The sequence below is a fragment of the Acinetobacter sp. AHP123 genome, from assembly GCF_023757925.1.
Taxonomy (GTDB): Bacteria; Pseudomonadota; Gammaproteobacteria; order Pseudomonadales; family Moraxellaceae; genus Acinetobacter; species Acinetobacter oleivorans.
Genome location: NZ_CP092454.1, coordinates 1,002,391 through 1,017,106, shown reverse-complemented (window position 1 = coordinate 1,017,106; position 14,716 = coordinate 1,002,391). Strand labels below are relative to the sequence as shown.

At 39.9% G+C, this 14,716-nt stretch carries 15 protein-coding genes; 13 read left to right on the top strand and 2 right to left on the bottom strand.

All coding sequences use genetic code 11. The annotated features are described in order from the left end of the window. The first annotated feature begins 2 nt into the window (after positions 1-2). The 8 genes from MJX77_RS04850 to MJX77_RS04815 all read left to right on the top strand — a co-directional run bounded on the left by MJX77_RS04850 (position 3) and on the right by MJX77_RS04815 (position 6,166). Positions 3-593, top strand: a complete 591-nt coding sequence (locus MJX77_RS04850; protein WP_252060662.1) for a TetR/AcrR family transcriptional regulator — start codon at positions 3-5, stop codon at positions 591-593. Positions 594-720: 127 nt separating this feature from the next. Further along, a complete protein-coding gene (locus tag MJX77_RS04845) occupies positions 721-1,305 on the top strand; it encodes a TetR/AcrR family transcriptional regulator (protein ID WP_252060661.1) in 585 nt (194 codons plus the stop codon). Positions 1,306-1,501: 196 nt separating this feature from the next. Further along, on the top strand, positions 1,502-2,701 hold the full coding sequence (locus MJX77_RS04840; RefSeq protein ID WP_252060660.1) for an MFS transporter: 1,200 nt from the start codon (positions 1,502-1,504) through the stop codon (positions 2,699-2,701). A gap of 487 nt (positions 2,702-3,188) precedes the next feature. After that, positions 3,189-3,692, top strand: coding sequence for a DUF2867 domain-containing protein (locus MJX77_RS04835; protein WP_252060659.1), 504 nt, complete (start codon positions 3,189-3,191; stop codon positions 3,690-3,692). An 80-nt stretch (positions 3,693-3,772) separates the two neighbouring features. Further along, positions 3,773-4,474: a DUF1003 domain-containing protein gene (locus tag MJX77_RS04830; protein ID WP_252060658.1), complete on the top strand. Its 702-nt coding sequence runs from the start codon at positions 3,773-3,775 to the stop codon at positions 4,472-4,474. A 111-nt stretch (positions 4,475-4,585) separates the two neighbouring features. After that, positions 4,586-5,251, top strand: coding sequence for an RluA family pseudouridine synthase (locus MJX77_RS04825; RefSeq protein WP_252060657.1), 666 nt, complete (start codon positions 4,586-4,588; stop codon positions 5,249-5,251). 128 nt (positions 5,252-5,379) lie between these two features. Beyond that, positions 5,380-5,760, top strand: coding sequence for a ribonuclease E inhibitor RraB (locus MJX77_RS04820; protein WP_252060656.1), 381 nt, complete (start codon positions 5,380-5,382; stop codon positions 5,758-5,760). 28 nt (positions 5,761-5,788) lie between these two features. Further along, entirely contained in the window at positions 5,789-6,166 is a 378-nt protein-coding gene (locus MJX77_RS04815) for a nuclear transport factor 2 family protein (protein ID WP_049838218.1), read from the top strand. Positions 6,167-6,210: 44 nt separating this feature from the next. Here the strand turns inward: MJX77_RS04815 and MJX77_RS04810 are convergent, their stop codons facing one another. After that, a complete protein-coding gene (locus tag MJX77_RS04810; RefSeq protein WP_252060655.1) occupies positions 6,211-8,310 on the bottom strand; it encodes a TonB-dependent receptor in 2,100 nt (699 codons plus the stop codon). Positions 8,311-8,384: 74 nt separating this feature from the next. Here MJX77_RS04810 and MJX77_RS04805 point away from each other — a divergent pair, with 74 nt between their 5' ends. Further along, complete coding sequence (locus MJX77_RS04805) at positions 8,385-9,530, top strand: acetyltransferase domain-containing protein (RefSeq protein WP_252060654.1); 1,146 nt, start codon at positions 8,385-8,387, stop codon at positions 9,528-9,530. Positions 9,531-9,570: 40 nt separating this feature from the next. Here the strand turns inward: MJX77_RS04805 and MJX77_RS04800 are convergent, their stop codons facing one another. Continuing rightward, positions 9,571-10,038 (bottom strand): Lrp/AsnC ligand binding domain-containing protein, encoded by a 468-nt coding sequence (locus tag MJX77_RS04800; RefSeq protein ID WP_001247568.1) that lies wholly within the window; start codon positions 10,036-10,038, stop codon positions 9,571-9,573. A 136-nt stretch (positions 10,039-10,174) separates the two neighbouring features. On the opposite strand from MJX77_RS04800, the gene MJX77_RS04795 reads away from it, so the two are divergent. The 4 genes from MJX77_RS04795 (at position 10,175) to MJX77_RS04780 (ending at position 14,535) form a co-directional block, all read left to right on the top strand. After that, entirely contained in the window at positions 10,175-11,440 is a 1,266-nt protein-coding gene (locus MJX77_RS04795) for a D-amino acid dehydrogenase (RefSeq protein ID WP_002118025.1), read from the top strand. Between the two features lie 20 nt (positions 11,441-11,460). Then, the gene (gene alr / locus MJX77_RS04790) at positions 11,461-12,564 is read left to right on the top strand and encodes an alanine racemase (protein ID WP_252060653.1); all 1,104 of its coding nucleotides are present in this window, start codon (positions 11,461-11,463) and stop codon (positions 12,562-12,564) included. Between the two features lie 10 nt (positions 12,565-12,574). Beyond that, positions 12,575-12,934 (top strand): RidA family protein, encoded by a 360-nt coding sequence (locus MJX77_RS04785; RefSeq protein ID WP_000071347.1) that lies wholly within the window; start codon positions 12,575-12,577, stop codon positions 12,932-12,934. Positions 12,935-13,095: 161 nt separating this feature from the next. Beyond that, entirely contained in the window at positions 13,096-14,535 is a 1,440-nt protein-coding gene (locus MJX77_RS04780; RefSeq protein ID WP_107882168.1) for an amino acid permease, read from the top strand. The last annotated feature ends 181 nt before the right edge of the window (positions 14,536-14,716 follow it).

Sequence of the window (14,716 nt, the reverse complement as noted above, 5' to 3'; positions counted from 1 at the left end):
TTATGTCGTGGGATACTGAAGGAACAAAACAAAAAATCTTGAAAGCTGCAATTAGTGAGTTTGCTTTGCATGGTCCAGATGGCACCACTGTTGATAAAATTGCAAAAATTGCAGGTGTTAACAAAGAGCGTATTTATAATTATTTCGGGGCTAAAAGAGATTTATTTGCGGTCGTTTTAAGTAATGAATTAATTAAAGTTGCTCAGTCTGTACCTCTTAAATCTTTTGAAGAAGAAGATATTGCTGAATATGCCGGGCGTGTGTATGACTATCATTGTGTACACCCTGAACTGAGTCGTTTATTGCTTTGGGAAGGGTTGATTTACTCTTCACAAGAAGTACCAAATGAAAACATCCGCTGCGAAAATTATAACTGTAAAATTGAAGCAATTAAAAAAGAACAAGATGAAGGCAGGGTAACCGATGAAATTGAAGCAAGCTATTTAACTTTCATGATTTTAGCACTTGCAAATAGCTGGTTTATGTTGCCTCAAGTTGCCAGAATGTTTACCCCGATCGAGGATATTGATAATCCTCATGAAAAGCGTAGAGCAATGATTATAGAGTCGGCTAAACGGTTGCTAGTGAAGTAGTTTTATAAGTAATAATGATCTTAATCAAAACATTCTAAATAAATCACCTAGATTAATTTTTTAATTTGACTTCTCTATCTTCCTGTCATAAATTAATTGGAACGATCGTTCCTGATAAGTGTGTTTTATGCGAACTAAAGAATTTGAAACTGATGAAATTGCTGATGCTGCAATGCAGATTTTTTGGCGTCGTGGTTATGCTGCAACCTCAGTTCAAGACTTAGTTGATGGTACGGGACTATCTAGAAGTAGCCTTTACAGCACTTTTCAAAACAAACAAGGTCTTTATCAAAAAGCGTTACAACGCTATGAACTTTTAACTACACTAAATAATGTGAAGTTGTTGTCTGGTTCAGGTTCTCCGAAAGCACTTATTCGACAGTTACTTCTTAATATTGTTGAAGATGAGTTAAGTGATCCAGAACATAAAGGATGTCTTGTCGCAAATGCATGTTTAGAACTGGCTGGCCATGACGAAGATGTCGCTCAATTTGTTGTAAGTAACCTACAGAAAATACAACATGCTTTAGAGAGTTTGTTAATTAAAGCTCAACAGTCTGGTGAAATTTCTTCTACCCAAAATCCACGCGCGTTAGCGAGTTTTTTTGTAAATACTATTCAAGGATTACGTGTTCTGGGAAAAGGCAGTCCATTTGAACAAAGAAAGCAATGTTTAATGGATGTGGTCGAGGTTGCTTTAAACGTTTTATAAAACTCATTTAAACCTTAACTATTTTTGAGCTGAATAGTTAAGGTTTTTATTTAACTTAAATTGGAACGACCATTCCATAATGATAATTTTAGATTACATGGAGAATAAATGCCTTCCCATCTTAACCTGATAAAACAAGTTTATAGCGATACAGAGCAGAGCAAGTACCCTGAAAAGAATTTGAGAGTAAATCTTTATGAATACTAAGAGTAATGAAACATCTCATCAGTTAACTGATGAATTCTCTACTCAATTACCGATTTGGAAATTGTTGGCTTTTACAGTTGCAGGCTTTCTGACCATCATGACAGAAACCATGCCAGCAGGACTTTTGCCCCAAATCAGTCAAGGACTACATATTTCAGAAGCTTATGCAGGGCAGCTTATAGCAGTGTATGCATTAGGTTCTGTTCTAGCCGCAATACCGATTATTAGTCTCACCCGCAGTTGGAATCGGAGACCTTTATTACTCAGTGCTATTGCAGGGTTACTTTTATTTAACGCGATTACTGCTTTATCAAATGACTATATTCTGACTTTGATTGCTCGTTTTATTGCAGGGATGGCCGCGGGTGTTATATGGGGGCTTTTAGCGGGTTATGTAAGACGCATGGTCTCTGCATCGTATCAAGGAAGAGCTTTAGCAATTGCTGGGGTTGGGCAACCCATTGCCTTATCAATTGGCGTTCCTTTAGGGGCGTGGTTGGGAACGTTGTTTGAGTGGCGTGGTGTATTTTGGATCATGTCTTTACTGGCATTAATTTTATTTGTCTGGATTCGCTTTAGTATTCCTGATTTTGCAGGACAGTCAGCACAAAAAAGATTGCCCATTTTAAAAGTTCTTTTAATGCCGGGCATCAGAGCCATTTTAGCAGTTGTCTTCCTTTGGATATTGGCTCATAGCATTCTTTATACTTATATTTCACCATTTTTGGCCTCAATAGGGCAGCCATACAACGTTGAGACTATCCTGTTTATATTCGGTATTTCTTCAATTGTAGGCATCCTCATTACAGGAATGTTTATTGACCGTTCATTAAGAAAAATAACGCTTTTGAGCTTATTTATCTTTGCTATCGCAACAGCGCTGTTAGGTGTTTATAGCTCTTCAAGTTTTGTCGTACTGGCGGGTGTTGTGTTATGGGGAGTTACTTTTGGTGGGGCTCCAACATTATTACAAACAGCTTTGGCAAATACTGCGGGACAAGAAGCAGATGTAGCGCAGTCTATGTTGGTCACTGTATTTAACCTTGCTATCGCATTTGGTGGAATGATTGGCGGAGGACTGCTTGAAAGTTTTGGGGCAGCTTCTTTTCCGTGGTTTATGCTGGCTTTTGCCCTGACTGGGTTATTTACTGTTTACCATGCTCGGAAACATGGTTTTATTTCTTCATAAAAGATTTTTGCCCTTCATGGTTAAAAAGTGAAGGGTGATTTACTTTTTATAGTTTGATGTATTGTCACTCAAAATAATTAATGACTTGGTAAAATAAACCGTAAAAAACAAATAAAGTGGAATTTAAAATTAACTAATTATTATGAAATGGGAATATATTCTTTTTAATTTGATTTTTTGCGTAAAAATTACCAAAAATATTTAAAATTAGCTGTTCTTAGAAAAACAATCCCATAGGGTGCTGGCTAAACTATATCTCAAGGGTGTGATAGGGATCGAAAAGAGTAGCATGCACCAAAACGTATAACGTTAGTGTGTACTCACCCAAAAGGTCTCGATTCGGCTTAGGACGCTATAGATCAAAAGTTTATAGGCAAAAGGTTCTAACTTACAAAGTTATAATTGTTGAAGTAAACCATAGATGGTTTCCCTTGACACCCTAAAAAATTCTCTATAATAAAAATGATACTTTACAAGAATATAATTCATGAATAAGCCTTATCTTTCTGCCTTGCCGCATGACAGCCAAATCTCATCTCAATTGAACAATGCTTACTTCCACGACTCGTGGAGTATTGTGCTGGGTCAGCCCGACCTGAATGTATTTGGGCAGCTCATTAAATTGTTCCGGCATACTCCGCAGTGGATAGAGTGGAGCATGAATGTGCGTAATAAAATTACTTCTAAGATTGGCCTTAAAGATTTAGGAAGTTTTAAGCGGATTGATTCGAATAAAAAAGAAAATGAATATGTCGCAGGTGACCGAATTGGAATTTTTACCTTGCTACAACGTACCGAAAATGAGTTAGTGATCGGAGATGATGATAAACATTTGAATGTGACTTTATCTATTTATAAAAATGAAGATACCCAAGTGCTTACAGTGACTACAGTGGTACATATTAAAAATCTGCTTGGAAGACTCTACATGGTACCTGTAATTCCTGCTCATCGAAAAATAGTGCCAGCGACTTTACAGATATTGGGTTAGAGTACTATTTTTATTTACGATGCGATCAGCAAAAATCGTTTATATATTAATCTTATTATCATAATAACGAGCTGAATAATATGGAAAATAAAAACCATTGTCGCCAATGCGCCGTTTGTGGAAAGAGTTTTCCCTTAAAAGATCTTGTGTCTGGTGAAGTCATTCGGAATGTCATCAGTGATGAAATTATAAAAGATCATCCAGAATGGACTTACTCAAGCTTTATTTGTCGAGCAGATCTGGCAGATTATCGAATTAAATATGTGCAGTCGTTATTACGTTCGGAGAAAGGCGAATTATCTAATTTAGAAAACGAAGTGATTGGCAGTATGCAACGGCATGAGCTGATTAGCCGAAATACAGAAATAGATTTTGATCAAAAATGGACGCTTGGAGAAAAACTGGCAGATAAAATAGCCACTTTTGGGGGAAGTTGGGCTTTTCTCATTTGTTTTGCTCTATTTTTAATAGGCTGGATAATTTTAAATACAGTTGTGATGGTAGTACGTCCAGTCGACCCGTATCCTTTTATTTTGCTTAATCTAGTTCTGTCATGCTTAGCTGCAATTCAGGCGCCTATTATTATGATGAGTCAAAACCGCCAAGAAGCCAAAGACCGCTTACGTTCTCAACATGATTATCAAATTAATCTAAAAGCGGAACTTGAGATTCGTCATTTGCATGAAAAAATGGATCATCTTTTATCGCATCAATGGGAAAGGCTTGCACACATTCAAGAAATTCAGCTCGATCTTTTAGCTGAAATGAATAAAAAGCGATAAATAATTTCTGAGTTTCACGTGGAACATGAGTAAAGCGTTATAGATTATTTTGCGGTAGGTCTGAAATTTCTTTATGATCTGCCGCCATGCTCCATTGCTGTTTCTACGACCATGCCTTTAAACGACAACTTTGTTTACGCTCCACCGCAAGATCCGCTTTCAATTCTATTTGAAGATGACGATTTAATTGTGGTTGATAAACCTGCGGGCTTGTTGTCGGTGATGGGTCGTTTACCTGAGCATCATGACAGTGCTTATTTGCGGGTGTTAGAAAAGTTCCCTTTGGCTAAGGTCACGCATCGTTTAGATATGGCTACATCAGGCTTACTTATGTTTGCCAAACATCGTGATGCAGAAGTTGCGGTAAGTAAAATGTTTCAGGCTAGAACAGTCAAAAAGCATTATATTGCTTTGGTGCAAGGCCAAGTCGCAGAAGAGGGTAGTGTTGAAGTTCCGCTCATTACCGACTGGGAAAATCGCCCGAGACAAATTGTACATTTTGAACTAGGTAAACACGCTAAAACCTTGTTTCAGCCCTTGGTTTATGATGAAAAAACAGATCAAAGTCGAGTGTTGCTTGAACCAGTAACTGGACGTTCGCATCAGCTACGTGTGCACATGATGCATATTGGCCATCCGATTATGGGCGATAAGTTGTATCACCCTGAACCGAAACGTTTTCATTTAAACCGAATGGCTTTACATGCTGCATATTTGGCTTTTCAGCATCCATTGAAAGGTACAGGTGTGGTCATTGAATCGCAAGTGCCCTTTTAAAATTTATATACAATTAAAAATTCAATTTGGTGCAATTGGGAACGCAATATATACCCAAATTGCAATAAAAGTCGGGTATTCTTGATGTCGAATAATATTAATACCGCGACAACAACAAGGATCACTTTATGTCTCGTGACTACGAACAATTTCCAGATGATGATAACGGCAATGTACTTTGGCAAATGGCTGAAGATGGGGATGATTTAACCGAGCTGCATGAAATTGAATTTTCAATTGCTTTTCAAGATCAAAAGAATGCAGAGCAATGTGCGCTGTATTTACTTTATCAAGAACAAAAAGTTTCACTTTTCCAAGATGACTCTGTTGAGCCAAACGAGTGGGTGATCACCATCTTTGTCAACATGGAACCTGAGTATTCAGATATTGTTGATTTGGAACAATGGTTTGCGAGCATCGCTGAAAAATTTCAAGGCGAATATGATGGATGGGGCTGTATGGCCTATGTCTTCGAGGAAGGCGACGACGAAGATGACCTGTTGCAGTAAGGTCTAAAATAAAGAGTAGGAGATAATCATGAACTTATCTCAAAAACAAATTGCAGTACGGTTTTTAGAGCTTGCCGCAGCTGGCGAAGTCGATGAAGCTTATAGCAATTACACCGCACCGAACTTCAAGCATCACAACCCTTATTATGCGGGTGATGCAACTTCTTTGAGGGAAGGAATGCGTGAAAGCGCGGCTGAAACTCCAAATAAAGTCTTTGATGTTCAACATGTCATTGAAGAGGGCGATTTGGTTGCTGTGCATTCTAAACTTGAAATGCAAATGAATGGGTTAACCACCTTGGCTGTGGTCCATATTTGTCGTTTTGAAAATGGAAAAATTGCTGAGTTTTGGGATATTGGCCAAGTACAGCCCGACCCGCTCGTCAATGAAAATGGCATGTTCTAATAAAAAAGCCCGAAATAATTCGGGCTTTTTTATTTATGAATGAATTAAAACTTCCACTGTGCTGAAATTGAGGCGTTTAGTGGTTCACCCGGTTGAACCCATAAATCACTATAGCTTGAAACATAATAAGTTTTATCAAACAGGTTGTTCACATTCAGCTGATAGCGTAAGCGGTCAGATGGGGCATAGTAGCCATTTAAATTGACCAGCGTATAACTTGGTAAGTTAAAGCCATTATCAAGATTATGTCCACTGCGTTCACCCACATAGGTAAGGTTGGCACCTACACCTGCTTTTCGTGGACCTTCTTGTAGAAATTCATAATTGGTACTTACAGCACCTTGGTGTTTTGGAACATTACTTAGACGTGCACCTTTTGCCAAGTCTTGGTCTTTTTCAATTTGAGCATCGGTATAGCTATAGTTGGCATTGACGAACCAACGGTCCGTGATTTGGCTATTCAGGTCAAACTCAATTCCTTTACTACTCACTTCACCTGCTGCGGTTTGGAAGTCTTTGTTGACAGGATCTGTCGTCAGCACATTCTGCTTTTTCATTTTAAACAAAGCGAGACTCAGCACACTTTGGTCATTCATTTTATATTTGGTACCGACCTCATAGCTTTCACCTTTTTCCGGAGCAAAAGTCTGACTATTTCGATTCATACCACTATTCATGGCAAATGAGCGACCATAGTTGGTATAAAACGCCCATTGGTCAGAGGCTTTAAAATTTACTCCGAAACGTGGACTATTTTGATGAAGTGTCTGATTGTTTTCGGTTTGTTTTATATGGTTTTTAAAGTCTTGCTCGACCTGATCAAAACGGTTACCAAATAGCACACTCCATTGATCATTGAAAAAAATCTGATCTTGAATATTGAGTGCAAAATAGCGTTGGCGCTCTTTAGTGTTGGTAAATGGAGCTAAGCTAGGTAAATATTTACCATATTCAGGTTGGTAAATATCAATAGTATTCACTGTAGTGGGAGAGTTTGAATCATGGTTCCGACGCAGTTGATATTGTTTATAGTCGAGTTGACCAAGCTCGGTCGAAAGTAAAATTTCATGGCGAGCCCAAGAGGTATCAACCTTGCCAAGTAACTCTGTCTGAGCCAGAACATCTTCACTTGTATAATCACGATAGCGACGTTGACGCTCTAAAGTACGTCCATCGGCTTGCATACGGCGAGGCTCGGTTGCAAAGCCGACCATTTTGGCGTCTTTATAACTGACAGCACTGTTTAGTTTCCAGTCAGGGTTAAATTCGTGACTTAGACGTAATTGGTAAAAGTAATCTTTTATTTTTAAATCGCCATCGTCAGGTTCACCTGTAAAGGTTTTCGGGTCCATCACAAACTCATGATTGACTGTGCTGACACCGCGGTCAAAGGTTCCTTTATGCTCTGTAAATTCACTGTCAAAGTCGAGTTGTGTCTGGTCTGAAATTTTCCATGTGAGCTGTGGTGAAAAGAACCAGCGTTCACTGCTGACATGATCACGGAAGCTTTGATTATCTTCGTGAGCCACGGCTACGCGATAGGCCAGTTCATCGTTAATAGGCGCGGTATGCTCCAGACTAATTCGATATTGTTCTTGGGTATTGGCGCGTAGGTTAACTTCACTTTCGCTTTCCCACTGTGGTTTTTTACTGTTGAGGTTCAGCAAACCACCTGTTTCGCCGCGGCCATATAAAGCTGCCATCGGCCCTTTTAAAAACTCTAAAGATTCAATGTTCACTACATCTTTTGGAGCGCTAATCCCTCGGTTGACACTCAAACCATTACGGATCATAGAGGCACCTAAATTGGGATCGGTATTAAAACCACGGAAAGAGTAATTATCCCAAAAGCCGCCACCAAAACTGTTTTGATGAAAAACCCCACTCACCAAGCTTAATGCGTCATCAATCCGTTGAACGTCTTGTTGTTCCATCATTTGTTTTGAAACATAAGCACGGTTAAAAGGTACGTCTAAAACATCGTGAGAGAATTTAGTCGCCGAGCTATTTTGGCTTACATCTTCTTGAGTGCTTTCAGCCTGAATACGTATGGTTTCAAGTACCGTTGACGTTTCTTCTGCCCAAGTGAATGTCGATATAAATGATAGACCCAACGAAGACAACAATCCTAATTTGTTTTGCATAAATAATCAGCCATGAAAGACAAAAGAACTATAATGTAATAGTATAACGTTACATTATTTTATTTATTACCGCTATGCCTATAGAAAAAAATATTGAACGTTTACAGTCGATTGATGCATTGCGTGGTTTGGTCATCCTGATTATGTTGCTCGACCATGTAAGAGAAACATTTTATTTACATAAACAGGTTACCGATCCAATGGACGTAACAGTAACAGAACCAGCATTATTTGGCAGTCGATTATTGGCACATATTTGCGCTCCGGTTTTTGTACTTTTAACCGGTATTTCTGCATTTTTATTTCAGTCAAAAAAACAAAATTTACAGCAAACACGTGCTTTTCTATTAAAACGCGGCTTATTTTTGATTTTGTTAGAGCTTACGCTTGTGAATTTTGCATGGACAGCGACTTTTCCACCCGAAGTCATTTATTTACAGGTGATTTGGGCGATAGGTATTAGCATGGTGGTATTAGCTTGTTGTGTAAGTTTGCCTTTGCCAGTTCTTGCTGGTGTAGCGTTGGTCATTATTTTTGGGCACAACCTGCTAGATTCTGTGCACTTCTCACAAGGTGTTTTACAAAATATATGGTTCATTTTACATGAACGTGGTTGGATTGAATTTGCGGGTATCAAGCTTCGTACAAGCTATCCTGTTTTACCTTGGATTGGAGTGATTTTATTAGGCTATGTTTTAGGTCAGTTCTTTAGTTCAAAATATACAGCAAATCAAAGAAGCCGCGCTTTACTCAGCATTGGTTTAATAAGTATTGGGTTATTTGTTTTACTACGTTTTATCAATATCTATGGTGACCAGCCGTGGCAGTATTTTGAGTCATTACAACTGAGCCTTATGAGCTTTTTTAACCTCACCAAGTATCCGCCATCTTTACTGTTTATTTTGCTGAATGTTGGAATTGGTTTGCTTGTGCTCGTTGCTTTTGAACGTATGCAGCAGCACTCGTTTTTAAAACCATTAGTGGTATTTGGCTCGGTGCCTATGTTCTTTTATTTATTGCATTTATATGTGCTGAAACTGATCTATGTGTTTGTGCTAAACGTGTGGGGAGCCAACTACGGGAATTATTTGTCGGTCAGCCATGTATGGATGCTGTGGTTAATCACAATTTTGCTGTCTTTTGCACTCTACCCAGCGGTTAAGTGGTTCTCGAAGTTCAAACATCAAAATAAACATATTTCGATTTTAAAATATTTCTAATTTTTAAAACGTGAGTAAAGCGAGTTCAATAATGCTCGCTTTACTTGCTTACATCTAAATATAAAGTTTCTTTCACTTCTTCCATGACCACATAACTGTGCGACGATGCCGAAGCGGGGAGTTTCTTTAATAGATCTCCCAATAAGCGGCGGTATGCGCTCATTTCTTTTAAACGGGCTTTTACAAGGTAGTCAAATTCGCCTGAAATAAGGTGACATTCGAGCACTTCAGGAATCTCAACGAGGTCTCTGGCCACTTGGTCAAATACATCGCCTGATTTGGCAGATAACTTAATTTCTAAAAAGACGAGAAGGTTACGGTCTACGTAAGCTGGGTTTAGACGGGCGTAATAACCCATGATAATGCCATCGCGTTCGAGACGTTTTACACGCTCTGAACAGGGGGTGGTAGAGAGGTTGACTCTCGATGCCAATTCACTAATCGCAATTCGTCCTTCGCGCTGCAAAATGTCCAGAATCATGCGATCTATACGATCTAAGGGGCGCATAGATATTTCCTCTTTTTTTAAAATTCTCGCGAGAAAAACATAAATTTACCTAGATTATACCCTGAAAAACAGTGAAATAAACTATTGAAGCAGAAATATACTAGTTAAATAAACTGGTGTGCGTGAGGGAATGGAAATGCGCGTAATTGTATTAGGTAGCGGCGTTATCGGAGTGGCAAGTGCCTATTATCTAGCTCAACAAGGAGCTGAGGTCACTGTTCTTGACCGTCAGTCAGGTCCTGCTGAAGAAACAAGCTTTGGTAATGCAGGTCAAATTTCGCCAGGGTATTCGACCCCTTGGGCAGCACCAGGAATCCCTTTTAAAGCTGTGAAGTGGATGTTCCAACATCACGCACCGCTTGCGATTAATTTAGATGGCAGCATGTGGCAGTTACAGTGGATGGCGCAAATGCTAAAAAACTGTAATCCACAAAGTTATGCTGTGAACAAAGAACGTATGATGCGTGTGGCTGAATACAGCCGTGATTGCTTACGTGAACTTAGAAAAGATACAGGCATTAATTACGAAAACCGTGCTAAAGGTACGTTGCAGTTATTCCGTAAAGAAGCTCAAATGGAAGCGGTTCAACGCGACATTAGCGTGCTACAAGAGTGCGGCGTAAGCTACGAATTATTAAATGGCAACGAACTTGGTCGTGTAGAACCAGCTTTGGCAAATGCGCAAGATAAACTCGTTGGTGGTTTACACTTACCAAATGACGAAACAGGTGACTGTTATTTATTTACCAATGCTTTAGCTCAAATTGCTAAAGAGTTGGGTGTTAACTTCCAGTTCAACCAGAACGTAGAAAAATTGATTGTTGAAGGCGATGAAATTAAGGGCGTTCAGGTCAATGGTAAGGTCTTAACCGCAGATCGTTATGTCCTAGCGTTTGGTAGCTATTCACGTGATTTCTTGAAACCACTCGATCTACAGTTACCTGTATATCCTGTGAAAGGTTATTCGTTGACGATTCCAATTGTTGACCCTGCTTTTGCTCCGCAATCTACAGTGCTTGATGAAACCTACAAAATTGCGATTACGCGTTTTGACCAACGTATTCGCGTAGGTGGTATGGCTGAGTTAAGTGGTTTCAATTTAGGTCTGAACGAAGACCGCCGTGCAACCTTGCAAATGGTTACTCAGGACTTGTTCCCGGGCGGCGATATGGCACAGGCGTCTTTCTGGACGGGTCTACGTCCAATGACACCAGACAGCACTCCAATTATTGGAGCGACTCGCTTTAAAAATCTGTTCTTGAATACAGGTCACGGTACTTTAGGTTGGACCATGGCATGTGGTTCAGGGAAATTAATCAGTGACATCGTATTAAATCATAAGACTGATATCAGTACCGATGGCCTTTCAATTCAGCGTTACTCACACGCGCACGCGGCATAACGGACGTTAGGAAAGTAATCATGCCTCGTCCTATTACCGCAGTGATCCACCGTCAAGCCTTACAAAATAACTTGGCGGTGGTACGCAAGACTATGCCAAACAGTAAGGTCTTTGCCGTTGTAAAAGCCAATGCTTATGGACACGGAATTGAACGTGTTTATGAAGCATTTAAAGCAGCAGATGGCTTTGCCTTACTTGATCTTGATGAAGCAAAACGCATTCGTGCTTTAGGTTGGACAGGTCCAATTTTATTGCTCGAAGGGATTTTTTCTCCTCAAGATTTATTTGATTGTGTGCAGTATCAACTCAGTTTCACCATTCATAGTGAAGCGCAAATTGAGTGGGTAGAAAAGCATCCTTATCCAGCCCAATTTAATGTTTGTCTAAAAATGAACAGTGGTATGAACCGTCTTGGTTTTAAACCACAAAACTATGTTCAGGCTTGGGAACGTTTAAATAACTTGGCAAATGTGTCCAAGATTACGCACATGATGCATTTTTCTGATGCAGATGGTGATCGTTTCGGCCAGCAAGGCATTGATTATCAAATCACTGCATTTGAAGAAATTATTAAAGATTTACCGGGTGAAAGATCTGTAAGTAATAGCGCAGCAATTCTGCGTTATCAAGACCAGCTCAAATCAGATTATGCACGTAGCGGCATCATGCTCTATGGCAGCTCGCCAGACTACCCGACGCATAGTATTGCGGATTGGGGCTTACAACCGACCATGAGCTTACGCAGCGAAATTATTTCCGTTCAGCATTTAGAACCAAATGAAAGCGTAGGTTATGGCTCAAACTTTGTCGCAGAGCAACCCATGACGATTGGGATTGTGGCTTGCGGCTATGCCGATGGTTATCAGCGTATTTCACCAACAGGTACGCCTGTTTTAGTGGACTCTGTCCTCACTCGTACAATTGGCCGCGTCAGCATGGATATGTTAGCAGTCGATTTAACAGGCATTGAGAGTGCCAAAGTCGGCAGTGAAGTCGTGCTTTGGGGCCAATCAAGTACAGGCGTCGTTTTACCTATTGATGATGTCGCAGTTTCATCCGGTACGGTGGGCTATGAACTGATGTGTGCTGTCACCGCCCGTGTTCAATTTATTAATCAGGTATAAGGAAATCCGAATGTCTAATTCAGATATACAAAAGATTAACACTAACGAAGTCATGAGCGCCGTGACTGTTTTTAACAAAGTGGTTTATCTGTCAGGTCAGGTACCTAAAAATACCGAGCAAGACGTGGCAGGCCAAACTCGTGAAATTCTTGCAACGATTGATGAACTTTTGGCATTAGCCAATACCGATAAATCTCGCTTGCTCTCTGCACAGCTCTATTTGAAAAATCTTTCTGACTTTTCAACCGTAAATGCAATTTGGGTTGACTGGTTAAAAGGGTGTGTTGCTCCATCGCGTGCCACAATTCAGGCCGATTTGGTCAATCCAGATTGGTTAATTGAAATTGCCGTGACGGCAGCACAAAAGTAATTCGTTTTTACTCCAAAAATGATGATGTATCTAACAGAAGGAAGATAGATACGGTTTATCCAGTCATTTTTGGTGAACAGATTCAGTGACCTATGGCATACGGTTCGATTTTCGCCATAGGTTGCTGATCTTAACAAAGGAATTCAAAAAGGAATTTTAATATGACAACGGCTCGTCATTCAGATACGGAAAATTCTCCTGATCATCTGCAACGAAAACTGTCTAACCGTCATTTACAACTGATTGCAATTGGCGGTGCAATTGGAACCGGCCTATTTATGGGTTCGGGCAAAACCATCTCCCTCGCAGGTCCTTCAATCCTTTTAATCTATATGATTATTGGAGGAATGTTCTTTTTCTTAATGCGTGCAATGGGCGAGTTGCTTCTTGCAAATCTGCATTACAAATCTTTTGTTGATATGGCTCATGACTTGATTGGTCCTTGGGCCGGTTATTATTTGGGCTGGACTTATTGGTTAGGCTGGGTACTGGTTGGTATTGCGGACCTTTCAGCGGTCATTAACTATTTGAGCTTCTGGCTGCCGGATGGCACGAGCTTTTCACCAACGCAACAAGCCATGATTAGTGCAGGTTGTGTGATGTTTGTCATGGGTCTTAACCTACTGACTGTACGCCTATTTGGTGAAATTGAATTTTGGTTTGCACTCATTAAGATTTTAGCCATTATTGGCCTGATCGGAGTGGGTGGCTATATGATTTTCAGTCATTTCCAAGCTCCGCAAGGCGCTGTTGCAAGCATTAGTAATGTTTGGTCGCATGGCGGTTTATTCCCGAAAGGTACAGAAGGCTTCTTGGCAGGATTCCAGATTGCCGTGTTTGCTTTTGTCGGGGTTGAACTGGTTGGTACAACGGCTGCTGAAACCAAAGATCCAGAGAAGAACTTACCGAAAGCAATTAACGCGATTCCTGTACGTATTATTTTGTTCTATGTACTAGCACTCTTTATTGTGATGTCAGTAACGCCTTGGGACCATATTCGTGCAGACAAAAGTCCGTTTGTTGAGTTGTTCTTAAATGCCGGTATTCCTGTTTCAGCTATTATCATGAACTTGGTGGTACTGTCTTCGGTGATGTCTTCAATGAACAGCGGTGTGTTTTCAACCAGTCGTATGCTGTTCGGTTTATCAAAAGACGGTCAGGCTCCAGGTGCATTTGGTCGTTTATCAAAACGTGCCGTACCTTCAAATGGTTTGATTTTCTCATGTATTTTCATTATGGGCGGGGCAGTACTTCAGTACTTTGTTCCAAACACCATGGAAGCATTTACTTTGGCAAGTTCACTCTGTGTGATTCTATTCATTAGTGTCTGGAGTCTTATCATGGTGTGCTATTTACGCTATCGTAAATTACGTCCTGAATTACATGAAAAATCTACTTTTAAAATGCCCGGTGGCATTTGGATGAGCTATATCGTTTTGGCATTTATGCTTTTCACTTTAGTCATCTTGGCACTTGAGCCAGATACATTGAAAGCGCTCTATGTCAGTCCAGTATGGTTAGTTATCTTAGGTGTTACCTATCATGTGCTCTATAAACCACGCATGAAAAAACTAGGACGCGAACTCGTCAACGATCATTAAGTTTTATTAAAAGCCAATCAAACATGATTGGCTTTTTTTATTTTCTTTCGATTTTTTATCGGAATAATGTTGTTTATTTTTAACTCAATAGAGCAGTTTAGAGGGGGGCGTAAAAGCGACATCTAGCATTATCACATGCTACACTCCGGCTAATCTGGAGAATCCAGATATGTTAATTAAA